Source organism: Devosia sp. UYZn731 (assembly GCF_040546795.1).
Lineage (GTDB): Bacteria > Pseudomonadota > Alphaproteobacteria > Rhizobiales > Devosiaceae > Devosia.
Window position 1 is genome coordinate 201,355 of record NZ_JBEPOL010000004.1, and the last position, 26,434, is coordinate 227,788.

The window sequence follows — 26,434 nt, forward strand, 5'->3', positions numbered from 1 at the left end:
TTTATCTTTCCTTGAGGCGTCACCACTTATGACCTTACCGGCACCCGGCCGCTGACGGGTCCCGACGGAGTACCAGATGGCCACCAAGGCAGCTACCAAGACGACGACCAAGGACAATGAGAAGCCCGAAGCCGGCGCCCCTGAGGCGACGAACGACAGCCCATTGCTCGATCTATCCGATGCCGCCGTCAAAAAACTCATCAAGGTCGCCAAGAAGCGCGGCTATGTGACGTACGAAGAGCTCAATGCCGTCATGCCTTCGGAGGAAGTTTCCTCCGAGCAGATCGAGGACATCATGTCCATGTTCTCGGACATGGGCATCAATGTCGTCGATGAAGACGAGGTCGAAGAGACCGAAGTCGAAAAAGACGAGGACGACACCGGCACGGAAGTCGCGCCCGCTACGGGCAGCGCCGTTGCCACCACGTCCAATACCAAGGCCGGCTCAGACCGTACCGACGATCCGGTGCGCATGTATCTGCGCGAAATGGGCTCGGTGGAGCTACTCAGCCGCGAGGGCGAAATCGCCATCGCCAAGCGCATCGAGGCCGGTCGCGAGACCATGATCGAGGGCCTTTGCGAGTCGCCGTTGACGTTCCAGGCCATTATCATCTGGCGCGAACAGCTCGCACAGGGTGAAATCCTGCTGCGCGACATCATCGATCTCGAGGCCACCTATGCGGGCCCCGACGCCAAGCAGGCGACGCCGACGCCCGAAGTGCTGAGCATGCACACCCATCCCAAGCCCGAGCCCGTGGTTGCCCCCAAGCCGGTGGCGCGCCGCGCTCCGAGCGGCGATAGCGACGACGATTACGTGCCCGAGGAGCCGCAGGCCCCGCAGGACCCGGTCGCCGACGATGACGACGACGAATTCGAGAATGCGCTATCGCTGTCGGCGATGGAAGCGGAGCTGAAGCCGCAGGTGGTCGAGACCTTCGATCGCATCGCCGAGGCCTATGGCAAGATGCGCGTCATGCAGGACCGCCACGCCGGCAACCCGACCGGCGATGTCAGCGCCGCCGATACCAAGAAGCTCGACGTGCTGCGCGGCGAAGTGATCACCGACGTCAAGTCGCTGTCGCTCAATGCCGGCCGTATCGAGAACCTGGTCGAGCAGCTCTACGACATCAACAAGCGCCTGGTGAAGCTGGAAGGCCGCCTGCTGCGCCTGGCCGAGAGCTATGGCGTCAAGCGCGAGAAGTTCCTCGAGAGCTACTATGGCCAGGAAGTGAACCCGGCCTGGGAAGAGTCGCTGGAAACCCGCGAAGGCAAGGGCTGGGGCGAATTTGCAAAGCGCGAAGCCGATACCATCCGCGAAATTCGTGGCGATGTGTCTACTCTGGCGACCGAAGCCGGCCTCGATATCGGCGAATATCGCCGCATTGTGCATAAGGTGCAAAAGGGCGAGCGCGAAGCTGCGATCGCCAAGAAGGAAATGGTCGAGGCCAATTTGCGCCTCGTGATTTCCATCGCCAAGAAGTACACCAATCGTGGCCTGCAGTTCCTCGACCTGATCCAGGAAGGCAATATCGGCCTGATGAAGGCCGTCGATAAGTTCGAATATCGCCGCGGCTACAAGTTCTCGACCTATGCGACCTGGTGGATCCGTCAGGCGATCACTCGTTCGATCGCCGATCAGGCGCGCACCATCCGTATCCCGGTGCACATGATCGAAACGATCAACAAGATCGTCCGTACGTCGCGCCAGATGCTGCACGAAATCGGCCGCGAACCGACTCCAGAGGAACTCAGCGAAAAGCTGCAGATGCCCTTGGACAAGGTCCGTAAGGTGCTCAAGATAGCCAAGGAGCCAATTTCCCTCGAAACGCCGATCGGCGACGAGGAAGACAGCAACCTGGGCGATTTCATCCAGGACGTGAACGCGATCCAGCCGATCGACGCGGCGATCCAGAGCAATCTGCGCGAAACCACCACTCGCGTGCTGGCCTCGCTCACCCCGCGCGAAGAGCGCGTGTTGCGCATGCGCTTCGGTATCGGCATGAACACCGATCATACGCTGGAAGAAGTCGGCCAGCAGTTCTCGGTGACGCGCGAGCGTATTCGCCAGATCGAGGCCAAGGCGCTGCGGAAGTTGAAGCACCCAAGCCGGTCGCGGAAGCTGCGGAGCTTCCTCGACAACTAGGCAATTTCAGGCATTCTGGATAGTAAAAACGGGGGCCATCGGCCCCCGTTTTCGTTTCTGCGTCAGGCACTTACTCGGTGATGTAGTCCTGGATGATCTTTTCGTTTTTGGCGGTTTCGAGCTTGTAGAGGCGTTCGGCCTGGATGCGGTCGTCGAGGCGGTACTTGACCAGGTTCACCAGGGCCACGGTGAGCAGGAAGATGCCCATGCCCCAGTAGCCCTTGGTGGAGAGATCGACGGGTGCGAGCCAGACGGAGAGGGCCAGCATCACATAGGCGGTGGCGACGCCGAGGCCGTTGAACATGATGTAGACGGTGTTGTTGCTGTTGTTCATTTTTTAAAATCCTTGATTGTGTTGATGTTTTTTGGTTCAGGCATTGCGGAGGCGGGCGAGCACGTCTTGTGCGTGGGTCCTGGTGGCCGGGCCGAAGCCGGCAGCGGCGAGGTTATCTTCGGTGCTGCGGTGCGATAGCGCGTCGTCGATTTCATCCAGCACGCTGGATTGCTGGAACGGGTCATCCTGCTCGGTGACGCGCTGGATCAGTTTTTCGGCTTCGTGGATGGCGCTGCCGCCATCGAGCGAACGGTTAAGGCGGCGCTGCGAACGGCGTTCGAGGTCGATGGCACGGGCCGCGATGGCGTTCTGGCGCAGGTCGCCGACGCGGCGATGGGCCTGTTCTACCGATTGACGCAGCCGGGCGACGCGTTCGGAGAGCCGGGCGAGGGTTTCGGCGCGCACGCTCATTTCGTTTTCCATCTGGGCGATGGCGTCGGCGCCTTCGAGAGCCAGGGCCTCGTTGTCGGCGGCGAGCGCCTCGCGTACCCGGTTTTCCAGGATCGCCTTGCGGACGCCGAGGGTATCGAGGGTCTTCTGTTCGGCGCGCTGGCGGACGATGAGGGCGGCCAGCGCATGTTTGGCGCCTTCGACGCCGGCTTCGGCCTCGCGGATTTTCTGGTTGATCAAGTCTATGGCGAAGTGGTCGGTGACAGTTTCGGTCGCCTTGGCATTGGCGCCGCGGAACAGGGTGGAAATCAAGTCCAACATCTCGGCTTCTCCGGGTGAGGCGGAGGCTGCGAACCGCCGCAAATCGTTTTGAACATCGTTCATGAATTAAACATACGCTTTTTTGAACGGCGTTCAAGTGCAAAAACGAACAAAGTTCAAATTAATATGCTAGGACCTGTGAGGGGCCGAAAACGGACGAAAAATATATGACGCTGGAACATGACACGGTGCGCGAGACGCTGATCGACGCCACGATTGCGCTGATGGACGAGGGAGGGCTGCAGGCGGTGAAGGCGCGTGCGCTGGCGCAGGCTGTCGGCGTTTCGGTGGGCACGATCTACAATCTGTTCGGCAATGTGGACGGGCTGGTGCTGGCCGCCAATCAGCGGATTTACGCCGATCTCAATACGGTGGGGCAGGCCAATATCGGACCCATCGAGGAGCGGCTGGCGCAACGGATCGCGCAAGGTCTGGTTGGCGACACGGCGCGTGACCGCGTGCGGGAGCGGCTATTGGGGCTGTCGGAGGTCTATGTCGACTTCGTAGCCGCTAATGCCAGCCGCTGGAGTGCGGTGCTGACCTTCGATCGCAATCGCAGCACGGCGGAGACGCCTGAAGGCTATGTGGAGCAGCTCGATGCCATGATCGGCATTATCGGGCGAGTGCTTGAAGCGGCGCCGCGCTGTGCCGATATAGGGGTTCGCCACCAGACGGCGCGCGCCCTGTGGTCATCGGTGCATGGAATCGTGACCCTGACTTATTTCAGCGGTGATGTTGCAACCTCCCGGGACCGCACCTGGGCGCTGATTGTTATTCTTGTGAGTGCTGTGGCCGACGGCTTGTTCGTCGAGCCGGCCTGACTGCTTGCCGCGGGCGCCATGCTGAGGCATTAGGGGCCATGCCTCGACGACGGAGACTGAATTGGCGCTTAAAGTGACCTCTGTGCGAGCCCTGCCGCCGTACAAGCTTGATCTGGTGTTTTCCGACACCACATACGGCGCGTTCGATTGTGCGGCGCTGATCGAGGAACCCGGCTCGGGGCGGGCGCTGAAGGATCGGCGCTATTTCGGGCAGGTGATCCTGGAGAACGGCGTGCCGACCTGGCCGAACCATTTCGACCTGTCGCCCGTTTGGTTGCAGGAAGAATTGCGCAAGCGCGACCTGCTGCGGTTGCCCGCGCCCCCCAGAAAGCGATAAGAGAGGCGCAAAGCCCCTCTCAAGGAGAAACCAATGTCATTTTTCAGCAAGCTCTTTGGTGGTGGCGACAAGGCTGCGAGCACGCCAGCCGGCGACAAGGAATTGGATCAGGAGAGCTACAAGGGCTTCCTGATCAAGGCCATCGAGATGCGCGCCGGCAGCGAGTATCAACTCGCAGGCACCATCGAGAAGGAAATCGGCGGCGAGCTGAAGACGTATAAATTCGTGCGGGCCGACCGCATGAGTTCCAAGGACGATCTGATTTCGATGGCGCTCGGCAAGGGCCGGCAGATCATCGACGAGCAGGGCGACAGAATTTTCAGTTAGTCGCCCACCAATACAACAATGCCGATCACGACGCCGGGGCAGCATGCCACCGCCGTGTTCGGCCGCACAGGAGTTAGCCCCATGGCCAAGAAACCCACCGCGCGCAGCGAATATGTGATGTTCGACGTGATCTATGAAGACGGCAGCCAGCGCTCCAACCGCAAGGTGGAAGCGCATTTGCTCGGCGGCCTCGACGGCGACGAGCCGGCGCGCACCGCGATCATGGACCAGGACCGCGCCATCTCGGAAAAGTCCGGCCTGCCGCCACTGCAGATCAAGACCATCCGGCGTTCGGGCAAGTAAGGCCATGAGCGAGGGCGGATTGCAGCTCGGCCGTCAGGTCGCCCCACCGACGACACCCGAGGACGCGGTGCTCGATCCGGTGCCCAATCCGCATCCGGACACGCTTTACGTAGCGCGTTACGTGGCGCCAGAGTTCACCTCGCTCTGCCCGGTGACCGGCCAGCCCGATTTCGCGCATCTGGTGATCGATTATGTGCCGGACCAGTTCCTGGTCGAGTCCAAGTCGCTCAAGCTTTACCTGACGTCGTTCCGCAATCATGGCGCCTTCCACGAAGGCTGCACCATCGATATCGGCAAGAAGATCATCGCGACGATCAAGCCGCATTGGCTGCGTATCGGCGGGTATTGGTACCCGCGCGGCGGGTTGCCGATTGACGTGTTCTGGCAGACGGGTGTGCCGCCCGAGGGCGTGTGGTTGCCGGATCAGGGTGTGGCTGCGTATCGCGGGCGGGGGTAGGGTACTCCACCTCTCCCTTTGGGGGAGAGGTCGGCGCGTGGCGACGGGTGAGGGGGCTTTTGGCAGACACCTCACCCAGTAAAGGCCCCCTCACCCGACCCAAGAGGGTCGACCTCTCCCCCGAAGGGAGAGGTGAAGGGCAGCCAGCCCCTACCGCGGCAGTGCTTTGTCGATTGCCGGCTTAACCACTGTTCCGAACAGCTCGATGGCTTTCATGACCTTATCATGAGGCAGGGTGCCGACGCTGAGTTGCAGGCCGAAGCGGTCGTGCTTGAACCATTCGTGCTGAGCCAGGATCTTGTCGATCACTTCTTGGGGCGAGCCCATGAAGTAGGCGCCGTTGGGCGTGGCGCCGGCATCGAACTGGGCGCGGCTGGTGGGGCCCCAGCCGCGTTCCTTGCCGATGCGGTTCATCACCTGGCTGTGGGCCGGATAGGCGATGTCGCGGGCGTCCTGGCTGTCGGCGGCGATGAAACCGTGCGAGCTGATGCCGACCGGCAGGCTTTTCGGGTCCTTGCCGGTTTTCTCGGCGGTTTCGCGGTAGAAATCTACCAGCGGGGCGAATTGCTTTGGCTGGCCGCCGATGATGGCGATCATCAGGGGCAGGCCGTAATAGGCGGCGCGGGCCACCGAATTGGGCGTACCCCCGACGGCGATCCACAGGGGCAGGGGGTCCTGCACCGGCTTGGGATAGATTTCGAGGCCCGGAATGGGCTTGGTGTGCTCGCCGCCCGGCCAGGTGACCTTGCCGCCAGCGCGAATGGCCATCAGCATTTCGAGCTTTTCCTCGAACAGGCTGTCGTAGTCGTCGAGCTTGAGGCCGAACAAGGGGAAGCTTTCGATGAACGAGCCACGGCCGGCCATGATTTCGGCGCGACCGTTGGACAGCAGGTCGAGCGTCGAGAACTGCTGGTAGACCCGGATTGGGTCTTCCGAGCTCAGCACGGTGACGGCGGTCGACAGCTTGATGGTTTTGGTTTTCGCGGCCGCGGCGGCCAGAATGGTCACCGGCGCCGAGGCGACGAAATCGGGGCGGTGATGTTCGCCCAAGCCGTAGAAATCCAGCCCGAGCTGGTCGGCCAGTTCGATCTCTTCCAGCAGGTCCTTCAGCCGCTCGGCGGGGCTTTGCAGCCTGTCGCCATTGAGCGCGTCGGGGGTGTTTTCAGCGAACGAATAAAGACCGAGTTCCATGGTGTGCCTCTTGTTTGCAGGACAGATGGCCACTGTCCTGCAAACCGGCAAGAACGCACACGGATGTAACCGCGCCTAGACGTTAGTGGTGGACGGCGTATAGGCGAAGGGCGCGGCGGGCTGGGTCGGGCGCAGCAGGCGCTCGCCGGCGGCCTTGTGGATTTCATCGACCAGGCCCGGTTCCAGCTTGAGCTTGGTGGCCAGAGCATCGAGATAAGCGCGTTCCGAAGCCGTATCGGCGGTGATGGCCACCAGCGAGGCGGCATAGATTTCGCTGGCATGCTCGGGCGTATCGGCGCGGGCGACGACGGCGTTGATATCGAGCGGGCTCGAGAGTTCATCGAACACCCAGGCCTTTTCTTCGGCACTCAGCGACATGGTTTCGAGCTTGGTGAAGATGGCTTCCTTCTCGTCGCCATCGATTTTGCCATCGGCCTTGGCGGCGGCGATCATGGCGCGCACGAGGGTCTTGCCGAGTTGTTCCTGAGCCTGTGCATCGGCCTGCGGGGGAATGAAGGCGTCCTGGCTCTGTGCCGGCGCGGGGGCATTGCCCTTGTTCTGCTGGTGGTTCTGCCAGGCCTTGTAGGCCAGGCCGCCCACTGCTGCCACGGCCCCGATCTGGACGGCATTGCCGAGCAGCTTGCCGGGATTTCCGCCGCCGAGCAGCATGCCGGCCGCAACACCGGCGGCGCCGGTCAGCGCGGTGCGCTGCGTGTTGGGATCGGTCTGCAGGGCTTTGAGAATCTGGTCGATATTGAACATGGCTGGCTCCCTTGGTTTTCATGTGAAGTGGGGAAGCGATTGGGGCTTCGCAAGGCGGGCCGCTACGACGTAATGTCGCGCCATCTTTTGGGGATGCCATAAATGAGAAAATCAATTGGACTGATCATGGCCGCGCTGATGCTGCTGACGGCGGCCGCCAGCGCCGCGCAGGCGGTGGAATGGGGCTCGATCTACTATTCGCCCAGCACGCACGCGACCGGGTTTTCGCACAATTACGATACCCAGCGCCAAGCGGAACGGGCGGCTGCGAGCTATTGCCGTGGGGGCGATTGCGAATATGCGATCAGCTTCCGCAATGCTTGCGGGGCTGTGGCGGTGGGCCGCAATGGTGGCTGGGGCGCCGATTGGGGCACTACCGGCAGTTCGGCGCAGAGCAACGCTATAAGCGCCTGCCGCTCGCACGATCGCGGTTGCAGCGTCGTCCGCTGGCAGTGCAGCAAGTAGCGTTTTCAGGCAAAGAAAAGCCCCGGCGGGGCGGCCGGGGCTTTAAGTGACGCCTCAGAGGGAGTGCTGAGGCGCCGGGGACGCTTAAATTACGGGTTAGCTGCCGGAGCCGGCGTCGTGGTGTCGGTGGCCGGGGCAGCAGGGGTCGCGGGAGCCGCGTCAACGGCCGGAGCCGGGGTCGCGGGGGCCGCGTCAGGCGTAGCTGTCATCGGCGCGGGGGCGGTATTGGTCGCCGGAGCTTCGGTCATCGGTGCGGGGGCTGCGGCGCCCGAATCTGTGGACGTGATTGCTGGGCTGGCGCCTGTATTGACTGCGGTCGACGGGCCCGAATTGGCCGAGAAGACCAGATAGCCGATGGCAAGCAGTGCCAAGACCACAATGATGCCGACGAACCAGCCCGTACCGTTGCTTTCGCGGGTATAGACAGTGCGGGTGCCGTCATTGGTGTAAACTGTATCGCGTTCTGGGGTAGCCATGATTGCGCTCCTTTGTTTCACGCTATGGCAAAGAAACGCGGGTTTTCCGAAATCGTTCCCGATTCCGTGATCAAGCTGAGATCCGTGCCCGGTCGCCCAAAAGCGCTGAATTTTCAAAAGATTGCGCGCAAAATTCGCCCGGCGGCCGGGGGTTTTTCCACAGCCAAGGCAAAATAATCGCTTCTAAAGATCGGGTTCTTTGTCTTTTCCGGGCTTTTTGGAGATGCGGTCGATGATCGCCAGGAACAGCGCCGAAACCACAAAAGCCAGGTGGATAATGGTGAACCACATGATCTGGGTATCGGTATATTTCGGCACGTTGAGGAAAATCTGCAGCAGGTGGATCGACGAGATGGCGACGATCGTGGAGGCCACCTTGATCTTGAGCGAGCCGGCATCGATCTGGCCCAGCCAGTGCACGTCGTCCTCATTGTCGAAGCGCGAGACGAAGTTCTCGTAGCCCGAGATGATGACCATGACGACGAGGCTGGCGATCAGCGCCGCATCGATGAGGCCGAGCACCTTGAGGATGGTTTCGGTATCGTCCATCTCGAAGACATGGCTGGCGAATTCCCAGAGCTTGAAGATGAACGAGGCCGCATAGATCGCCAGCGCCAGGCCCAGCCCGATATAGAAGACGACCAGCAGCCAACGCGACGCCAGGATGACCTTCTCGACGAAAATTTCCAGCTGCTTCATGCTCGGCTCCACTGCGAGAACCCCCAATAGCAAGATTTGCCGGCCAAACAAGGGCCCGGGCTGCATAGGGGCTTGTCGGCGGCGCCGGGATCGGCACTGATGCTGGCAAAGCCGCGGAGGGGAAACCGATGATCAGCGATGACGCACGCAAGGAAATCGACGTTCTGTTTGCCAGGCCCAAAAAGGTGGGCCTGACCCTGACGGAGAACCGGCGGCAATGGGAGGAGGAGTGTCTTACCACCCATATGCTGCCCGAGGGGGCGGCGGTGGAGGCGGTGATCGCCGGCGGCGTGCCCGGGGAATGGGTGACGATGCCACAGAGCCAGGCGGGCAAGGTGTTCCTGCTGCTGCACGGTGGCGGCTATAATGCGGGCTCGCCCAAGACGCATCGGCGAATGGCGGCGAACCTCGCCGCCGCGACGGGCATGCGGGTGTTGGTGCCCGATTATCGGCTGGCGCCCGAGCATCCGTTTCCGGCCGGCGTCAAGGATGCGCTGCTGGCCTATGGGTGGCTGCTGAGCCAGGGTTTGAGCGAGGCCGATGTGGTGGTGGGTGGTGACTCCGCCGGGGGCGGGCTGGCGCTGTCGATGCTGCTGGCCCTGCGCGAAGCCAATGCAAAGATGCCGCTGGCGGCGGTGCTGATGGCGCCGTGGACCGACCTGACCGTCTCGAGCCCGTCTTATGAAACGCTGCGCGCCAAGGATCCTATCATTACCCGTGAGGGCCTGCGCGAGGCGGGGCTGTGGTATGCGGGCAATCGCGATCCCGCCGATCCCATGCTGTCGCCGCTGTTCGCCGACCCCAGCGGGCTACCGCCGCTGCTGATCCATGCCGGTGGCGACGAGGTGATGGTGGATGACTCGGTGCTGTTCGCGCAGAAGGCACAGGCGGCTGGGGTGGAGACGATTCTGAAGGTGTGGCCCGGGCTGTGGCACGTGTTCCACGTTCAGTCCTATGTGCCCGAAGCGGCGCAGGCGATTGCCGAGATCGGGGCGTTCGTGCACGAGCGGATGGGGCGGTCGAAGACTTAGGCACCCTCATCCGGCGCAACGCGCCCCTTCGCCCCGACGGGGAGAAGAATAAGTGGGCCAGCGGGGTTCGCCGAGGACTTAGCTGGCGCCTTCAGCCTTGGCGAACCCCCTGTCGGAGGCCCTCGCTTCCGGCAGGAGTGGTATGCCCGATTGAACATGAACGCATATCGAACAGATGTTCGATGTTCCGTTCATCTTAGCGGCTGGCGAAGTACGGCGTCACCAAGGGCGTGATGCGGCGGATGGTGACGCGCCGGTTCTGCGCTTCGGCGCGCGGCGTCCTGATCCGCAGGTAGCGCTCGCCATAGCCCTGGGTCGCCAGGTTTTCCGGCGGGATATCGTAATACTGGGTCAGGATGCGCGCGACATTGCTGGCGCGCTGGTCCGACAGCAGCAGGTTGTCGCGGTCCGAACCGGTGGCGTCGGTGTGGCCTTCGATGAGGAAGGTTTCGCCCGGGTTCTGCTCGAGCAAGGTCGAGATGGCCTCGGCGAGGCGGCTCAGCCCATTGACCTGGCTGCGGCTGAGGTTGGCCGACCCCGAGGCGAAGTTCAGGTCGTTGACTTCGAGCCGGCGCAGGCTGTCGCGCAGGCGGGCGGAGCGCTTGACTTCGTCGATCGAGTAGATGCGACGGGCCCGCTCCAGCGGCGGTTCGGCGAAGAATCGCGCAATCCGGGCCGCATCGGCGTAGCGCCAATCCAGCGCATAGTCGCGGATCGAGATGGTGATGCGCAGCGGCGGCAGGTCGATGCCGGGGTCGCCCCAATATTGCATGTCATCGTAATAGGCCGGGTCGAAATAGGCCATCACATAGGTATCGCCGTAGGGGTCGGTGCGGTAGCGCTCGAGGATATTGCCGTACTGGTCGCGCGTGGTGACGACAACCGAGCCGTCGTCGCGATAGACGGTTTCGCGGAAGCGGTTATCGCCGATCTGGTCGAACTGGTAGTTGTCGTCGCGGCCGAAAATGCGGTCACGGTCGGCGTAGGAATTGTTGATGATGACGGTGTTGTTGGTCTCGTAGATATAGGTGTTCTGGACGTTGTTGATGATGGTGACGTTCTGCGGCGTCACCACCTGGGGGGCGGCCGCCAGCCGTTCGCCCGGAGCCGCATTGGCCTCAACGATCTGCTCGGGTGTCACCTCGGCCATAACCTGCGCCTGCTCGTCGCTTACGGGCGCTTCTTCGTCCTCGCCAGTGTCCGCCTCCATGTCGACCGTGCCCTCCTTGGCGCTGTCGAACAGGGGCGCAGAATTCTCGGCCGATTCGCCGTCGGCCAGCGGCTCTGTGGCGGTGGAGAGTTCCTCGGCGGGCAGGTCGGCGATCGGATCGTCCTCTGCGAGAGCTTCGGCGGCCATCGGCTCGACATCCGCGTCGTCCTCGACAACGAGATCGGGGTCAGCAACCTGGTCGGCGGTGACGTCGGTCTGCTCCTGGCTTGCGTCGGGCTCGACGGCAGTGTCTTCGTCGGTGGTTTGGGGTTCGGCGGCAGTCTCTTGGTCGGTAGTGTCCGGCACAACCACCGGCTCGTCATCGCTCGTTTCAGGTTCGACGGCAGGATTCTCCTGCGTCGTGTCGGTCTCGACGTCCGTCGTATCGTCTGGCGTGGCCTCGTCTACAGATGGTTCAGCAGCGGGCTCGTCATAGACAGGTTCATCCGCTGCCGGTTCGTCGTAAACGGGTTCCTCAGGCGTCGGCTCATCATAAACCGGCTCTTCGGCTGCAGGTTCGTCATATACCGGCTCCTCGGCCGCCGGCTCGTCGTAGACCGGCTCTTCGGGAGCGGGTTCCTGGTAGACGGGTTCCTCGGGGGCAGGCTCCTGATAAACGGGTTCCTCAGGGGCGGGCTCCTCATAGGCAGGCTCTTGGTAGACCGGCTCCTCGGGAGCAGGTTCCTCATAAACCGGTTCCTCGGCCGGCGCGGCGCCCTGCAATGCAGCCTGGCATTCGTCATAGCTTGCAAAGCCTGCGCATTCCTCAGGCATGTCTTCCTGCGCAAATGAGGGTGCCGCCAGCACAGTAGAGAAACCGACAAGGGCAAGCCAGAAACGAAACCGCATTGAAGGTCCTTAGGCCGCTGTAGAATTAGCCAGCAGCTATACTGAAATCTAGACCGCCGCACAGTCACAAGTTGGCCGGATCGTTACCGGGCCAAAAAAAGAAAAAAGGCCGGGCGATGTGCCCGGCCTTCGTGTTCAGCGTCCGTTCAGATTAGTTGCTGGCCATGGTGATCAGCGGCGTAATGCGGCGGATGGTGACGCGGCGGTTTTCGCGCTCGGCGGCATCGGTGCGGATGCGCAGATAGCGTTCGCCATAGCCCTGGGTCGCCAGGTTTTCCGGCGGCACCTTGTAGAAGTCGGTCAGGATGCGGGCCACCGTGGCGGCGCGCAGGTCGCTGAGCTGCAGGTTCTTGATATCGCTGCCGACAGCATCGGTGTGGCCTTCGATCAGGAAGGTTTCGGCCGGGTTGTTGGCCAGCAGGCCAAGCATGGCGTTGGCCACGTTGCTCAGGGCCGCAACCTGGTCACGGCTGATAGTGGCCGCACCGCTATCGAAGGTCAGGCCGCCCACTTCGAGCTTGCGCACGCTGTCACGCACGCGGGAAGACCGCTTGACCTCGTCGATCGAATAGAGACGCGCGACCTGTTCGACCGGTGGCTGGCGGAAGAACGTCTCGACGTCGCCCTGATTGGCATTGTCGGCGTCCAGCACGTAATCCTGCACCGGAATGTTGAGGCGCAGCGGCGGCAGGTCCTGGCCCGGATCGCGCCATTCCAGCAGATCGTTGTCGTAACGATCATCGAAATAGGCGAGTACGGTTTCGCGGCCATCGGGCGAGAAGCGCGAGCGGCGCAGGACGTCGCCGTTGCGGTTACGCACGGTGACGATCTGGGTACCATCTGGTCGCGTAATGGTCTCGCGGACGCGACCATTGCTGAGGTTTTCGTAGAACACCTCATCCTTCTGGTTGTCGAAATACCGGTCGGTATCCTGGCCGGGGGTGTTGACGATCAACTGCGTACCAATCTGCAGGATGACCTGGGTCAGCTGATCACCATAGGTGGTCTGGCGCAGGTCGTTCTGCTCGATATTGGTCTGCTGGCCGATATTGGTCTGCGTGTTGTTCTGGGTATTGTTGGTGGTGTTATTCGTCGTGTTGTTGGTGATGTTGTTGACGACATTGGTCTGGTTGATGATCGTCACGTTCTGCGGCACCGCGGTCGGTGCGACGGCGGCAGCAGTTACCTGTTCGCCCTGTTCCTCGGTGACCGAGACGCGGGCGGCTTCTGCAGGCGCAAAGGCGGCCTGAGCGGCGGCATCGTTTTCCGGTGGCGGCGCTACGGGTGCCTCGGGCACCACTGCGGCGGCAGGCTGGCCATCGGCGGGTGCGGGAGCGGCTTCGAAGTCCTTGGCGCTGTCGAGCACTGGAGCAACCTGCTCCTGCGTGATGCCCTGCGGCAGGTTCTGGATCACTTCGACCGGCTGGCCCGTGGCGTCGACGGGAGCTTCGCCAACCGGCTGTTCAGCCGGGGTCTGTTCGGCCGGCGTCGGCGCCGCCGGGGTGAGGCCGGGCACTTCGGTAAGCTTCAGGCCATTGGCGGCAAGGCAGGCATTGGCGTCGGGCTGGCCGGCGGCAGCGCAGATGCTGGCGATCTGGGCGCGGGCAGCGTCCATATTGGCCTGGGCCGCGGTGGCATCGCCACCCGACATCAGGTCGGCAAGGGCGGTGTCGTAGGCATTGACCTGGGCTTGCAGGTCGGCCTGCAGATTGGCGCTGACCGGAGCGGGAGCATTTTCCGGAGCCGGAGCGGCTTCTGGAGCCGGGGCGGCTTCCGGTGCAGGCGCAGCCTCTGGAGCCGGTGCGGCCTCCGGAGCGGGAGCAGCTTCAGGTGCCGGAGCGGCCTCTGGGGCCGGGGCGGCTTCCGGTGCAGGCGCGGCCTCTGGAGCTGGTGCGGCTTCCGGAGCGGGAGCAGCTTCAGGTGCCGGAGCGGCCTCTGCGGCCGGGGCAGCTTCTGGGGCTGGAGCAGCTTCCGGTGCAGGCGCGGCCTCTGGAGCCGGTGCGGCTTCCGGGGCGGGCGCTGGTTCAGGGGCAGCCTCAGGCGCAGGGGCCGGTTCGGGCGCAACCTCGGGGGCAGGCGCCGGCTCTGGAGCCGCTTGGGGAGCGGGGGCGGGCTCAGGCGCAGCTTCAGGCGCGGGCTCCGGTGCGGGAGCGGCTTCCGGGGGGGCGGGCGCTGGTTCGGGCGCAGCCTCAGGCGCGGGGGCGGCTTCGGGTGCTGGGGCAGGTGCCGGCGCAGCCGACATGGCGGCGACGCAGGCGTCGAAATCGGTGATACCGGCGTCGATACACTGCTGCGGCAATTCCGGTGCTGGAGCGTCCTGCGCGAAGACCGGTATGGGCGCGAAAATCATTATTCCCAGGCTGGTGCTCGCGAGGAGCCAGTTTCGAATGCGCATAGTGATTCCTTTGTGGTCGACAGACACTTGGGATCAGCATCACGGCGCCAGTCTGAACCGAGACTGAACGGCGCCAAGATTATCGATGTGATGCAAATCCCCTCGTAATGCCCGCAACGCTTGGACTTGTGCCAAGGTTCCGCAGGCAGGCAATCGAACATGAGCGGCCGATGATGGCGTCAATGCGGCGCTGGCAGCGCGAGCCGCTCCGTGTTAGGCCGGAGGCACACCACCGGACCCGCCATGCTGCAAGCTCTCGATACGCTCACCCTTTCCACCAGTGGCGCCGCACTCTACGAGTTTACCCGTGACGTGCGCCGCTTCGTGGAAGCATCGGGCGTGGCCACGGGCCTGCTGACCGTCTATTGCCGCCACACGTCCTGTTCGTTGCTGATCCAGGAAAATGCCGACGACGACGTCAAGACCGATCTCGACGGCTTCTTCCGCCGCCTGGTGCCGCAGGGCATGGCCTGGATCGTCCACACCACCGAGGGTGCCGACGACATGCCCGCCCATATCAAGGCGGCGCTGACCCAAACCTCGATCGCCATTCCCATTGCCCAGGGCCGGCCGGTGTTCGGCACCTGGCAGGGCATTTACCTGTTCGAGCACCGCACGCGTCCGCATCGGCGCGAGGTGGTGCTGCATATTATCGGAGACGCATGATGGACTGGGGTTCACTCCTGTCATACTGGCCGTTCGTGGTTGGCCTCCTGGTCACTGGTGTCTGTTCGGGCATTGCAGCGGGGCTGCTGGGCATTGGGGGCGGCGCCATCATTGTGCCGGCGCTGTCGACGGCGCTGTCGGTACTCGGCTACGGCAGTGACGTGGTGCAGCATGTGGCGGTGGGCACGTCGCTCGCCATCATTATCCCCACCGGTATCATGAGCGCGCGGGCCCATCAAAAGCGCGGCGCGCTGGACATGCCCACGCTCAAGCTGTGGGTGCCGTTCATCGTCATCGGCACGCTGATCGGTGGCGTGGCGGCGGCGTTCCTGTCGGGCGACGTGTTGCGTGTGGTCTTTGCGGTCATGGCATTCGTCATCGCGGCCAATATCGTGTTCGGCTTCCAGGACAAGGTGATGGGCCACCTGCATGGCTCGGGGCTGACGCACCGGATTTCGGCGTTTGTGGTCGGCTTCATCTCGGCACTGATGGGCATTGGGGGCGGCTCGCTCAGCGTGCCGACGCTGGTGGCATTCGGCGCCAAGATGCATGCCGCGGTGGGCACGTCGGCGGCGCTGGGCGTCGCCATCGCGATTTCCGGCACCGTTGGCTACATCGTTTCGGGCTGGGGCGTGGCCGGCGTGCCGCCGCTGAGCCTGGGCTATATCAACCTGCCGGCGCTGGTGCTGGTCGCCGTGCTGGCGGCGATCTTCGCGCCGTTGGGAGCAACCATTGCGCACCGGCTGGACCAGAAAACGCTCAAATACGTTTTCGCGGGGTTCCTGGTTTTCGTGGGGCTGAACATGCTGTGGAAGGTGGTCTACGGGTAGGTCCGGCGCGAGCTCAATCTCCAATGAGTTGACCCCGCGCCTGTTTTTTTATTTCCCGGCCGCCGTTACTTCCCACTTCGCCGAAATACTGGACGAAAAGCTGAGTGTCCCGGGCGCGATGCGGACGATCGGGATGATCAAATCGGCCTCACCTTCGGACGGCGCATATTCCATGGTGTCGGTGTCATAACCGCCGCCTTCGCGCAGCGACAACAGGTCACCCAGCTTTACCCCTGTGGATGCCGCATAGGCCTGCGCCTTGGCCAGCGCATTGGCGGTCGCCACATCGCGGGCCTGGGCATAATAGGCGGGCGCCCTGGACGACAGGAAGGTGACGGAGCCGATTTCATTGCCCAGGCGGGCAATTCCGGCCAGGACGGTCCCGATCTTTGGCAGGTCCTTGACGTCGATGCTGACCGAGTTGCGGACGCGATAGCCATCGAACGTGTCGCGGTCCGGGTCGTCCTGTTGATACATGTTGTTGGCACCTTCGGCCCGTATGTAGACGGTCTCAAAGATGAAATTGCTGGTCTGGACATCGGCCTCCGGAATGCCGAGGGCGATCAGCGCGTTGAACAGCTTGTCGGTGTCGGTGATGTTGCCATCGACCACTTCCTGCGGCGTCTGGCCCTTCTTGACCACAGACACTTCGACGGTCGCGTGGTCGGGCGGCGCTGTGACCGTGCCTTTAGCTTCGATATAAATATAGTGGCGGGTGTCGATTTCGTCGGCAATAGCGGCGGTGCAGGCTAGCGCGGCAGACAGAAATACTATCGATCTCAGCAATATCACGGCGGTGCCCTCTCATGTGCAATGCAATGGAGCAACGCATAAAATTGGCGGCTTAAATATGGCCTGAATAGAGCCGTCAGAGTGCATTCAGGCGCATTGTCAGCTGCCCGGAACAACAAAGGCCGGACTTGCGTCCGGCCTTTGTAATTAGGTTGGTGGGGACGGTTGACTACGAAGGCCGTCCCCACCGTCCAAGCCCCTTGGGAGGGTTTGGGTTACTTGCCGGCGTCTTCCAGGTCCCACTGGACCGAAACGTTGATGGCAAAACTGAGTTCCCCGGCCGCGATCGGCACATCGGCACGCGGCGCTGCCGCCGCCATATCCTTGAACATGTACGGCTGCGGCTGGCCAATATCCTGGCCTTCGTTGATCGACACGATGTCGTCCAGCTTGGCGCCGGCCGCGGTGGCATAGAGTTCCGCCTTGGCGCGAGCGTCGGCAAAGGCCGCCTTGCGGGCTTCGTTGAGCAGTTCGCTCGGATCGGAGACGCTGAAGCTGACGCCGTTGATGGTATTGGCGCCCACGGTCACGGATTTATCCAGGATCGCGCCCAGCGTATCGAGGGCGCGCACACGCACCGTCACGGTATTGCTGACCTGGTAGCCGTTGATCTTGGGCGGCAGCGTATAGCCATTGGCGTCGCGCTCTTCGGTATAAACATAGTTCGGGCTGACCGAGAAGCCCGAGGTCTGCACGTCGCGCTCGGCAATGCCCGAAGCCTTGAGTTCAGCCAGCAGGTCGGCCATTGCCTTGGTGTTCAGGTCCAATGCCTCGCGCGCGCTGGCGCCCTGGGTGGTCACGCCGGAGGTTACGAAAGCGGTGTCCGGGGAAGCGGTGACTTCGCCATGGCCGGCGATGGAGACGGTGCCGGCGAAAGCAGGCATCGACAGGCCAGCAAGCAGGGCGAAGGAAACAAGACCGATCAGGGGACGCATATGAAGAACTCCTTGAGGGCGTGGCGGCGACACTTCGCCACCTAATGCGTCCATAATGGGGCGTAGCTGAACCGAACTTGAACAGACTGTGGAAACTCGCGCCGGCGATCCTAGTCCCATGGCGTCGCATCTGTTTTGCGAAAAAACGGTTCCCGCTTTTTCGCTCGACGCTCTCGTTGGCCGAAGGGATGAGCCCGTTTGAGGCACGTACACCTTGCGCGCAAGGGTCGCCGCGGGTTACTCAGCCACTAACATTTCAGGGGACCGGCATGAGCGAAGTGATCTATCCCGCCGATGGCGTTTTACTGGGGCGTGCCCGCGTTCCGGGCATTTCCCATCCGCTCATCGTGACGGTGCGGGATGGCGAGCTGGTCGATATCACCGCCAAAGGCATGGCCACGGTGCGCGATATCGCCGAAAGCGCCGATCCAGCGGGTTATGTGGCTGCGGCGCCGGGCAAGTCCATCGGCTCGGCCGACGCGATCGTGGCCAATAGCTGGGCCCGGGTCACCGATTCTGCCAAGCCGTCGCTGCTGTCGCCCATCGATCTGCAAGCCATCAAGGCCTCGGGCGTCACCTTCGTGGTGTCGCTGCTGGAGCGGGTAATCGAGGAGCAGGCGCGCGGCGACAAGGCCCGGGCCGACGCGCTGCGCGGGGAAATTATCGAGCTGATCGGGACCGACCTCAGCGAACTGGTTCCGGGATCGGAAACGGCCATGCGGGTCAAGGCGGCACTGATCGCCAAGGGCGTCTGGAGCCAGTATCTCGAAGTGGGCATTGGCCCCGACGCGGAAATTTTCACCAAGGCGCCGACCATGGCCTCGGTCGGCTTCGGCGCCGATGTGGGGCTGCATCCGATTTCGAGCTGGAACAATCCGGAGCCCGAAGTCGCGCTGCTGGTGTCGAGCGCCGGCAAGATCGTCGGCGCGACCCTGGGCAATGACGTCAACCTGCGCGACGTCGAAGGCCGCTCGGCCCTGCTGTTGGGCAAGGCCAAGGATAATAACGCCTCGGCCTCGTTGGGGCCGTTCATCCGCCTGTTCGATGGCCAGTTCACGCTCGATACCATCAGCCAGGCCGAAATCGCGTTGCGCGTCGAGGGCGAGGATGGCTTCGTGCTCGATGGCCATTCCTCGATGAGCCAGATTTCGCGCACGCCCGCCTCGCTGGTCGAAGCCACCATCGGCCGCCATCACCAATATCCCGACGGGCTGGTGCTGTATCTCGGCACCATGTTCGCGCCCGTCAAGGATCGGGATGGCGCGGGTAAGGGCTTCACCCACAAGCTCGGCGATACCGTCTCGATCTCGACATCCAGCCTGGGCACACTATCTAATAGGGTGAACCTTTCCACGCTTGCTCCCGCCTGGACGTATGGCACCAGCCACCTGCTGCGCGACCTCGCGACGGCCAATCTTCTCTGAATTCCTCAAAAGGCACTTCATCATGACATTGCATCAGAACCTCATCGGCGGCGAATGGGTCGGCAGCGAAGGGCGCGACAACATCAACCCGTCCAACATCAATGATGTGGTTGGCGTCTACGCACAGGCTTCGGCCGAAGAGACCAAGCAGGCCATCGCCGCCGCCAAGGCGGCTTTTCCGGCCTGGTCGCGCTCGGGCATTCTGGAGCGCCACGCGATCCTGAGCAAAACCTCCCAGGAAATCCTCGCGCGTAAAGCCGAGTTGGGCGAGTTGCTGAGCCGCGAAGAAGGCAAAACCCTGCCCGAGGGCATTGGCGAAGTCACCCGCGCCGCGCAGATTTTCGATTTCTTTGCTGGCGAAGTGCTGCGCCTGGCCGGTGAGATCATCCCGTCGGTGCGCCCCGGCGTCGGCGTCGAGATTACCCGCGAACCGATCGGCGTCGTCGGCATCATCACGCCGTGGAATTTCCCCATCGCCATCCCGACCTGGAAGATCGCTCCGGCGCTTGCCTATGGCAATACCGTGGTCATCAAACCGGCCGATCTGGTCCCCGGCTCGACCTGGGCCATCGTCGATATTCTCGTGCGTGCCGGCCTGCCCAAGGGTGTGTTGAACCTGGTCATGGGCAAGGGTTCGGTCGTCGGCCAGACCATGCTGGAGAGCAAGGACGTCAACGCCATCACCTTCACCGGCTCGGTCGGCACCGGCAAGCGTGTCGCGCTCGCCTCGATCGAAGTCGGCCGCAAGTTCCAGCTTGAAATGGGCGGCAAGAACCCCACCGTGGTGCTCGATGACGCCGACCTCAAGGTCGCCGTGGAATCGGTGGCGCAGTCGGCATTCTTCTCCACCGGCCAGCGCTGCACCGCGTCCTCGCGCGTCATCGTGACCGAGGGTATCCACGACAAGTTCGTCGAGGCTTTGAGCGAGCGTATCCGCAATCTGCGCGTCGGTGATGCGCTGCACAAGGATACCGAAATCGGCCCGGTGGTCGATGCCAGCCAGCTCAAGCAGGACACCGATTACATCGCCATCGGCAAGGCCGAAGGCGCCAAGCTCGCCGTGGGCGGCGAACTGGTAAAGGGCGCGACGGAAGGCTTCTACCTGCAGCCGACGCTGTTCACCGAAGCCACCAACCAGATGCGCATTTCGCGCGAGGAAATCTTCGGGCCCGTCGCCAGCGTCATCCGCGTCAAGGACTATGACGAGGCTCTGGCCACTGCGAACGATACTGAATTCGGGTTGTCGGCTGGCATCGTGACCACGTCGTTGAAATACGCCACCCACTTCAAGCGCAATTCGGAAGCCGGCATGGTGATGGTCAATGTGCCAACCGCTGGCGTCGATTTCCACGTGCCGTTCGGTGGTCGCAAGGCGTCGAGCATGGGCCCGCGCGAGCAGGGCAAGTATGCCAACGAGTTCTTCACCGTGGTGAAGACGGCTTATACGGCTGCGGGTTAGGTTTTTCTCACCTCTCCCTTTGGGGGAGAGGTCGACGCGTAGCGTCGGGTGAGGGGGCCTTCCTCTCACCCGGTGCCAAGAAAGGCCCCCTCACCCGGCTCGCAAGGGCGATCCGACCTCTCCCCCAAAGGGAGAGGTGGAGAGTTAGCCCACCACCATCTCCGCCCGACGCGCTACCTTCCCAATCAGCCCGCACAGCTTGTAAATCCCGCCCTCGATCTGAGCTTCGTCGCAGAGCGAAAAGCTCAGCCGCATGGTGTTGCGCCCCGAACCATCGGGGAAAAACGCCGCACCGGGGACAAACGCGATGTCGGCCCGCAGCGCCTGCTTGAGCAGGTCGCCGGTGTCGATATGCGCTGGCAGCGTTACCCACACGAACATTCCGCCCTCCGGCCGGGTCCAGTGCACGCCCTCCGGCGCATAGCGCTGCAAGGCGGCCAGCATGGCGTCGCGCCGCGTGCGGTACACAGAGCGAATCCGCGAAACCTGCGCGTCGAAACTGTCCACGGCCGCGTGGTGAATGATGATCTGGTTGATGGTCGCCGTATGCAGGTCCGCGCCCTGCTTAAGCAGTACGAGCCGGCGGATCAGCGCGGCCGGGCCGCAAATCCACCCCACGCGCAGGCCCGGCGACAGGGTCTTGGAAAACGTGCCGCAATAGAGTGTGCGCACGCTCTCGACGCTGCCGGTGCGTGCCTGGTCCAGCGCTGCGATCGCGGGTAGATCCTGGCCGTCATAGCGCAGTGCCGAATAGGCCGCGTCCTCGACGATCAGCGCGCCCATTGTGTCCGCCTGCGCCAAGGCCGCGTGGCGCGCCTTGAGGCTCATGGTCTCGCCTGTGGGATTGGCGAAATCGGGCACCAGGTAGATCAGCTTGGCGGGGCAGGCGGCACGCGGCGCATCCAGCGCCTCAAACGTAGGCTGATAAGCGGAAAAAGCCTGCAGAGCGCCCAGATAGGTTGGCTGGGCCGTGGCCACGGTGTCGCCTTCGTCCAGCATCAGCTTGCCGATCAGGTCCAGCCCCTGCTGCGAGCCGCTGGTGATCAGAATATTGTCGGGTGCGCAATTGACGCCCATGGCAGCCATCCGAGCGGCGATCCACACGCGCAGCGGCAGGTAACCCTCGGTGGTGGAATATTGCAGCGCTTCGCGCGCGATTGACGGACCCGCGAAGGTCTGCCGATAGGCGTCCTGGAACAGCCCCACATTGAACAGCGCCGGATCGGGAATGCCGCCGGCAAACGACGTCATGCTCGGACGAGATACCAGCTTGAGCAGTTCGCGGATTTCCGAGGCCTTCATGGCCAGTGCGCGGGTCGACAGGCGGGGCAGGGGGTGCGGTGGCATTGTATCACCTATGGCTGATATGATAGATACAATACCCGCGGCATTGTTATGTCAACTCTGTTGACCTTAATATTGTTGCGGCGTAGCGTCGGTTCCAGTGAAGTCAATGTCCAATCCCGCAAGCGCTGCCGGGATATCCTTGTCGATGCAGCTAGGGGGCGACTCTGATAAAGATGAGGCGCCACTTGAAGCGCAAACGTGCTGGCATGAATGGAACACCATATTGATTCAGCAATTGTATCTCCATGAAGGCATAGAAAGTGATACAATCGTGGACCAAGCGATACAATGACCGCTGTGAAAACGCTGCTGCTGCCCGATGGCGATCAAGCGCTGCATGAGCGCCTGGCGACTGCGCTGGTCGTCGCCATTGATGATGGGGCCTTCAAACCGGGCGAGCGGCTGCCGACCCACCGAAGGCTGGCGGAGCGCTTTGGTGTTTCCATCGGCACCGTTACTCGCGCCGTCGATACACTCAGCGATCGCGGCTTGGTGCGCGGCGAAATCGGCCGGGGCACTTTCGTGCTGGAGCGGGCCGCGCCGTCCGATGCCAACGATATTGTCGATCTCACCATCAATGCGCCGCCGCCTTTGCTGGGCTATGAGGCGCTGGCGGAAGCTGCCGAAATCGCCACGCGCCGGGCGCTGCGGCTCGGCAATGGCGGTTATGTCGATCACAGCGGTACCGATACGCAGCGCGGTGTGATTGCCGCTTGGCTGACCGGGACGCGCCAGACGGCCATGACCGACGAAATCGTGCTCACCAATGGGGCGCAACAGGGCATCCATCTGGCCTTTGCCGCGCTCAAGGATCGCTCGGCAACCATTGCGACCGAAGGAGCCACCTTCCCCGGCGCCATCTCCGCCGCGGCCAATCTGGGCCTCGCTATGTTGCCGGTGCTCACTGACGCGGAGGGCATGATGCCCGATGCGCTCGACGCCGTGCTGGCGGCCAACCAATGCAAGATCATCTATACGACGCCCGTGTGCCAGAACCCGCTAGGTTTTGAGACCGGCCCGGAGCGGCGGCGCGCCATCTCCGCCGTGGCGGCCAAAAACGGCGCCGTCATCGTCGAGGACGATATCTATGGGCTCTACGCCGCCAAGGGCCGGCTGACCTATAAGGACATCGCGCCCGAGGGCACGATCTTCGTTACCAGCCTGTCCAAAAGCCTGACGCCGCTGGTGCGGCTCGGCGTCATGGTGCCGCCGCGGCCGATGCGGGCGGGGATCATCAAACGGATGCGAGCGGAAAGCTGGGGCCTGCCGCCCTTCGTGGCAGAACTGTCGGCAGCTTTGATCGAAACCGGCGCCGCCACCCATGTCGAGGGGCAATTGCGCGATGAGGCGCTGGTGCGGCAACTCATGGCGCAGCAGATCCTCAATCTCGCCAGCCTGCCCATGCCCAAGGGCGCCCCCCATATCTGGTTGCCGATGAGCCCGCTGGCGGCGGAGCGATTGGCGCGGCGCGCCAGTGAGGCGAAGGTGCGGATCACGCCGCCCGGTGCCACCCAAGTGGGCGCTTCCAGCGTCGGAGGGGTTCGTCTCTGCATCATGGCACCGCCGACGCGCAGCGGGCTGGAGCGTGGGCTGACCATTCTCGCGGGTCTGCTCGGCAGCGAAGAAGACGTTATAGTCTGAGGCGTCATCTGGTTGTTACGCCGGCCTGATGAACTCATCCGGCAGGCCTTCGATCGCACCGGTGACGGCGGGGCGAGTTTGCACACGTGCACACGCAAAAGCCGCGCGCCGGGACTCCGGAGCGGCCTCGTCATGAAGTCATATTTTCCACTTTGTGACAGCGTCATTTTTGAATTATTACAAAGATATGTGTTTAAGTTCATAGCTTTAGGCTGTCACAAATCCGTGGCCCAACTGCAATAAAACTGTCGCCACGCCCTCCTATGGTCTGCCACGTCACAGGGCGGCCCGGCGCGAAGCCGGATTGGCCAGCCAGATTAAAAAATGAATTCCGAAAGGGAAATCTCAATGAAAACCGCACTCCTCACCGGTGTTGCAGTCATCGCTCTGGCCGCCATGGGCACGACCGGCGCTTTCGCCCAGTCGCGCGACACCATCCAGGTCTCGGGTTCCTCGACCGTGCTGCCGTTCGCTTCGATCGTTGCCGAAGAATTCGGCGCCACCTTCCCCGAGTTCAAGACGCCAGTCGTCGGTTCGGGCGGCACGGGCGCTGGCCTCAAGCAGTTCTGCGAAGGCGTTGATCTCAACACCACCGACATAGCCAATGCATCGCGTCCGATCAAGTCGAGCGAAGTCGAAGCTTGTGCCGCCAATGGCGTGACCGATATCCGCGAAGTTCAGTTCGGCTATGATGGCATCGTGTTCGCCTCGGAAGCCTCCAAGGGCGATTTCAAGCTGACCCCGCTGATGGTTTACAAGGCCATTGCCGCTCAGGTTCCAGTCGATGGCAAGCTCGTCGCCAATCCCTATACCAACTGGCACGATATCGACGCGTCGCTGCCTGACCAGCCGATCGCCCTGGCCATTCCGGCTTCCAACCACGGTACGCGTGAAGTGTTCCAGCAGAAGGTTGTCGATGCCGGCGCCGAAGAAGCCGGCCTGCCTGCCGACCTGACCGACGAACAGAAGCTCGCTGCCACCACCACGTTCCGTCAGGACGTCGTTGTCGAAATCTCCGGCGACTACACCGAAACCCTGGCTCGCCTGAAGTCCAATCCCAACACCGTCGGCGTGTTCGGCCTCTCGTTCTATGACGAGAACAAGGACACCCTCAAGGTTGCGACCGTCAACGGCGTCGTGCCCACCAATGACACTGTCGTTTCGGGCGAATATCCCGTGTCGCGTCCGCTCTACTTCTACGTCAAGGGCGCTCACATCGGCCAGATCCCCGGCATCGAAGACTACGTGTCGTACTTCCTGTCCGAAGGCGTTTCGGGCGAAGGCGGCATCCTGGAAGACGCTGGCCTGATCCCGCAGCCAGCCGAAAAGACCGCTGAAGTCCTGGCTGCCTTCACCGCCGGCCCGACCAAGTTCTGATAGATCCGACCCGGGCTGCGCTCATTCGAGCGCAGCCCATCCTCTTCGGCCCCCGGGAAAGCGTGACATCGTGAACTCCTTGATAATTGCCGGCCTGTTGATTGTTCTCCTGGGCGTTGCCTATCAGATGGGGTGGTCCAAGAGCCGCGCCCTGGTGACTGCCGATGGCGTCAAGGTGCATTCGCGTTCCCAATACCATGGCTCGCTGGTTGCGATCTGGACCATCATTCCTGCCCTGCTCGTGGTGGGTCTGTGGGCCTATTTCAGCGATAGCGTCACCCACAATTACATCGTCTCCCAGCTCCCGTCCGATCTGGTGATGAGCCTCGATCAGGCTGGCCTCAACGGGGTCATGCAGCGCGTCCAGGCCATCGCTTCAGGTTATGGCGTGGCTGGCGAGGTGCAGCCTTATGAGCAGAGCGCCGGCGAGGCTCTGCGCCAGTTCCAGTTCATCACCTTCCTCGTGGTGATCGCCGCCGCGGCCGGTACCGGCATCCTGGCGCTGCTCTATGCCCGCGGCAAGATCAGTGCCCGACTGCGAGCCCGCAACAGTGTGGAGCGCATCGTCACCCTGCTGCTGCTGTTGTGCTCGGCCATCGCCATCCTGACCACGGTGGGCATCGTCGCCTCGCTGGTCACCGAGGCGTTCAAGTTCTTCACCTTCATCAGCCCGGCGGACTTCTTCTTCGGCACCGTCTGGGCCCCGAAGTTTGCCACCACCGCTTCGGGCGACGCCGGCCAATATGGCATCCTGCCGCTGCTGACCGGCACGCTGATGGTTTCGGTCATCGCCATGCTGGTGGCGGTCCCGGTCGGGCTGATGACGGCGGTTTATCTCAGCCAATATGCCCCGCGCAGCGTGCGCGCCGTGGTCAAGCCAATCATCGAAATCCTGGCCGGCATCCCCACCATCGTCTACGGCTTCTTCGCTCTGGTGACGGTTGGTCCGTTCCTCGCCGGTATTGGCGCCGCCATCGGGCTGCAGGTCAGCGCCACCAGCGCGCTCACCGCCGGTATCGTCATGGGCATCATGATCATCCCGTTCATTTCCTCCCTTTCCGACGACATCCTCAATCAGGTGCCGCTGGCGATGCGCGACGGGGCCTTCGGGCTGGGCGCCACCAAATCCGAAACCATCCGCAACGTGCTGCTGCCGGCCGCTCTTCCCGGTATCGTCGGCGCGTTCCTCCTCGCCATCAGCCGCGCCATCGGGGAAACCATGATCGTGGTGCTGGCAGCGGGTAACAGCCCGGTCCTCCGCGGTAATCCACTGCAGCCGGTCTCCACCATCACCGTCTCGATCGTCAACCAGCTCACCGGCGATACCGATTTCGCTGGGCCACAATCGCTGGTCGGCTTCGCGCTGGGGCTCACCCTGTTCGTGATGACCCTGGTGCTCAACATTGTCGCGCTCTACATCGTCCGCCGCTTCCGGGAGCAGTACGAATAATC

At 62.8% G+C, this 26,434-nt stretch carries 26 protein-coding genes; 15 read left to right on the top strand and 11 right to left on the bottom strand.

The window, feature by feature from the left end; translation table 11 throughout:
• Positions 1-76 precede the first annotated feature (76 nt).
• Positions 77-2,143, top strand: a complete 2,067-nt coding sequence (gene rpoD, locus ABIB57_RS11610) for an RNA polymerase sigma factor RpoD (RefSeq protein WP_354040939.1) — start codon at positions 77-79, stop codon at positions 2,141-2,143.
• 70 nt (positions 2,144-2,213) lie between these two features.
• On the opposite strand, the gene ABIB57_RS11615 is transcribed toward rpoD, so the two are convergent.
• Entirely contained in the window at positions 2,214-2,477 is a 264-nt protein-coding gene (locus tag ABIB57_RS11615) for a YiaA/YiaB family inner membrane protein (protein ID WP_299728300.1), read from the bottom strand.
• A gap of 36 nt (positions 2,478-2,513) precedes the next feature.
• Positions 2,514-3,188 (bottom strand): PspA/IM30 family protein, encoded by a 675-nt coding sequence (locus tag ABIB57_RS11620; RefSeq protein WP_354040942.1) that lies wholly within the window; start codon positions 3,186-3,188, stop codon positions 2,514-2,516.
• Positions 3,189-3,355: 167 nt separating this feature from the next.
• Between ABIB57_RS11620 and ABIB57_RS11625 the strand changes: the two genes are divergently transcribed.
• From ABIB57_RS11625 to queF, 5 genes are all read left to right on the top strand, one after another.
• Positions 3,356-4,009 (top strand): TetR/AcrR family transcriptional regulator, encoded by a 654-nt coding sequence (locus tag ABIB57_RS11625; RefSeq protein ID WP_354040944.1) that lies wholly within the window; start codon positions 3,356-3,358, stop codon positions 4,007-4,009.
• A gap of 73 nt (positions 4,010-4,082) precedes the next feature.
• Positions 4,083-4,346, top strand: coding sequence for a hypothetical protein (locus ABIB57_RS11630; RefSeq protein ID WP_354040946.1), 264 nt, complete (start codon positions 4,083-4,085; stop codon positions 4,344-4,346).
• A 33-nt stretch (positions 4,347-4,379) separates the two neighbouring features.
• Positions 4,380-4,673 carry an HlyU family transcriptional regulator gene (locus tag ABIB57_RS11635; protein ID WP_354040948.1) on the top strand — a complete coding sequence of 98 codons (294 nt, stop codon included), beginning with the start codon at positions 4,380-4,382 and terminating at the stop codon, positions 4,671-4,673.
• Between the two features lie 81 nt (positions 4,674-4,754).
• Positions 4,755-4,976 (top strand): hypothetical protein, encoded by a 222-nt coding sequence (locus ABIB57_RS11640; protein ID WP_299728287.1) that lies wholly within the window; start codon positions 4,755-4,757, stop codon positions 4,974-4,976.
• Between the two features lie 4 nt (positions 4,977-4,980).
• A complete protein-coding gene (gene queF / locus ABIB57_RS11645; RefSeq protein ID WP_354040949.1) occupies positions 4,981-5,433 on the top strand; it encodes a preQ(1) synthase in 453 nt (150 codons plus the stop codon).
• A 150-nt stretch (positions 5,434-5,583) separates the two neighbouring features.
• Here the strand turns inward: queF and ABIB57_RS11650 are convergent, their stop codons facing one another.
• Together ABIB57_RS11650 and ABIB57_RS11655 are read right to left on the bottom strand one after the other, a co-directional pair.
• Positions 5,584-6,624 carry an LLM class flavin-dependent oxidoreductase gene (locus ABIB57_RS11650; protein ID WP_354040950.1) on the bottom strand — a complete coding sequence of 347 codons (1,041 nt, stop codon included), beginning with the start codon at positions 6,622-6,624 and terminating at the stop codon, positions 5,584-5,586.
• A 75-nt stretch (positions 6,625-6,699) separates the two neighbouring features.
• The gene (locus tag ABIB57_RS11655; protein WP_354040952.1) at positions 6,700-7,386 is read right to left on the bottom strand and encodes a tellurite resistance TerB family protein; all 687 of its coding nucleotides are present in this window, start codon (positions 7,384-7,386) and stop codon (positions 6,700-6,702) included.
• 102 nt (positions 7,387-7,488) lie between these two features.
• On the opposite strand from ABIB57_RS11655, the gene ABIB57_RS11660 reads away from it, so the two are divergent.
• On the top strand, positions 7,489-7,851 hold the full coding sequence (locus ABIB57_RS11660; protein ID WP_354040954.1) for a DUF4189 domain-containing protein: 363 nt from the start codon (positions 7,489-7,491) through the stop codon (positions 7,849-7,851).
• Between the two features lie 89 nt (positions 7,852-7,940).
• Here the strand turns inward: ABIB57_RS11660 and ABIB57_RS11665 are convergent, their stop codons facing one another.
• Positions 7,941-8,327, bottom strand: a complete 387-nt coding sequence (locus tag ABIB57_RS11665) for a hypothetical protein (RefSeq protein WP_354040955.1) — start codon at positions 8,325-8,327, stop codon at positions 7,941-7,943.
• A 183-nt stretch (positions 8,328-8,510) separates the two neighbouring features.
• The gene (locus tag ABIB57_RS11670; RefSeq protein ID WP_354040957.1) at positions 8,511-9,026 is read right to left on the bottom strand and encodes a TIGR00645 family protein; all 516 of its coding nucleotides are present in this window, start codon (positions 9,024-9,026) and stop codon (positions 8,511-8,513) included.
• 128 nt (positions 9,027-9,154) lie between these two features.
• Between ABIB57_RS11670 and ABIB57_RS11675 the strand changes: the two genes are divergently transcribed.
• Positions 9,155-10,057, top strand: coding sequence for an alpha/beta hydrolase (locus ABIB57_RS11675; protein WP_354040958.1), 903 nt, complete (start codon positions 9,155-9,157; stop codon positions 10,055-10,057).
• Positions 10,058-10,253: 196 nt separating this feature from the next.
• Here the strand turns inward: ABIB57_RS11675 and ABIB57_RS11680 are convergent, their stop codons facing one another.
• Entirely contained in the window at positions 10,254-12,116 is a 1,863-nt protein-coding gene (locus tag ABIB57_RS11680; RefSeq protein ID WP_354040960.1) for an OmpA family protein, read from the bottom strand.
• Between the two features lie 151 nt (positions 12,117-12,267).
• On the bottom strand, positions 12,268-14,511 hold the full coding sequence (locus ABIB57_RS11685; RefSeq protein ID WP_354040961.1) for an OmpA family protein: 2,244 nt from the start codon (positions 14,509-14,511) through the stop codon (positions 12,268-12,270).
• A gap of 243 nt (positions 14,512-14,754) precedes the next feature.
• Between ABIB57_RS11685 and ABIB57_RS11690 the strand changes: the two genes are divergently transcribed.
• Complete coding sequence (locus tag ABIB57_RS11690; RefSeq protein ID WP_354040962.1) at positions 14,755-15,177, top strand: secondary thiamine-phosphate synthase enzyme YjbQ; 423 nt, start codon at positions 14,755-14,757, stop codon at positions 15,175-15,177.
• On the top strand, positions 15,177-16,007 hold the full coding sequence (locus tag ABIB57_RS11695) for a sulfite exporter TauE/SafE family protein (RefSeq protein ID WP_354040963.1): 831 nt from the start codon (positions 15,177-15,179) through the stop codon (positions 16,005-16,007). Before ABIB57_RS11690 ends, ABIB57_RS11695 begins: the two co-directional genes overlap by 1 nt.
• Positions 16,008-16,055: 48 nt before the next feature.
• Here the strand turns inward: ABIB57_RS11695 and ABIB57_RS11700 are convergent, their stop codons facing one another.
• The gene (locus ABIB57_RS11700) at positions 16,056-16,799 is read right to left on the bottom strand and encodes an SIMPL domain-containing protein (RefSeq protein ID WP_354040964.1); all 744 of its coding nucleotides are present in this window, start codon (positions 16,797-16,799) and stop codon (positions 16,056-16,058) included.
• A gap of 215 nt (positions 16,800-17,014) precedes the next feature.
• Positions 17,015-17,734, bottom strand: coding sequence for an SIMPL domain-containing protein (locus tag ABIB57_RS11705; RefSeq protein WP_354040965.1), 720 nt, complete (start codon positions 17,732-17,734; stop codon positions 17,015-17,017).
• A 269-nt stretch (positions 17,735-18,003) separates the two neighbouring features.
• On the opposite strand from ABIB57_RS11705, the gene ABIB57_RS11710 reads away from it, so the two are divergent.
• Together ABIB57_RS11710 and ABIB57_RS11715 are read left to right on the top strand one after the other, a co-directional pair.
• A complete protein-coding gene (locus tag ABIB57_RS11710) occupies positions 18,004-19,158 on the top strand; it encodes a fumarylacetoacetate hydrolase family protein (RefSeq protein ID WP_354040966.1) in 1,155 nt (384 codons plus the stop codon).
• A 22-nt stretch (positions 19,159-19,180) separates the two neighbouring features.
• On the top strand, positions 19,181-20,617 hold the full coding sequence (locus ABIB57_RS11715; RefSeq protein WP_354040968.1) for an aldehyde dehydrogenase family protein: 1,437 nt from the start codon (positions 19,181-19,183) through the stop codon (positions 20,615-20,617).
• Positions 20,618-20,761: 144 nt separating this feature from the next.
• Here ABIB57_RS11715 and ABIB57_RS11720 read toward each other — a convergent pair whose 3' ends face one another.
• Positions 20,762-21,964, bottom strand: coding sequence for an aminotransferase-like domain-containing protein (locus ABIB57_RS11720; protein WP_354040970.1), 1,203 nt, complete (start codon positions 21,962-21,964; stop codon positions 20,762-20,764).
• A gap of 288 nt (positions 21,965-22,252) precedes the next feature.
• Between ABIB57_RS11720 and ABIB57_RS11725 the strand changes: the two genes are divergently transcribed.
• From ABIB57_RS11725 to pstC, 3 genes are all read left to right on the top strand, one after another.
• A complete protein-coding gene (locus ABIB57_RS11725) occupies positions 22,253-23,605 on the top strand; it encodes an aminotransferase-like domain-containing protein (RefSeq protein WP_354040972.1) in 1,353 nt (450 codons plus the stop codon).
• Positions 23,606-23,953: 348 nt separating this feature from the next.
• Positions 23,954-24,982, top strand: coding sequence for a substrate-binding domain-containing protein (locus ABIB57_RS11730; RefSeq protein WP_354040974.1), 1,029 nt, complete (start codon positions 23,954-23,956; stop codon positions 24,980-24,982).
• A gap of 70 nt (positions 24,983-25,052) precedes the next feature.
• Positions 25,053-26,432 (top strand): phosphate ABC transporter permease subunit PstC, encoded by a 1,380-nt coding sequence (gene pstC / locus ABIB57_RS11735; RefSeq protein ID WP_502914378.1) that lies wholly within the window; start codon positions 25,053-25,055, stop codon positions 26,430-26,432.
• The last annotated feature ends 2 nt before the right edge of the window (positions 26,433-26,434 follow it).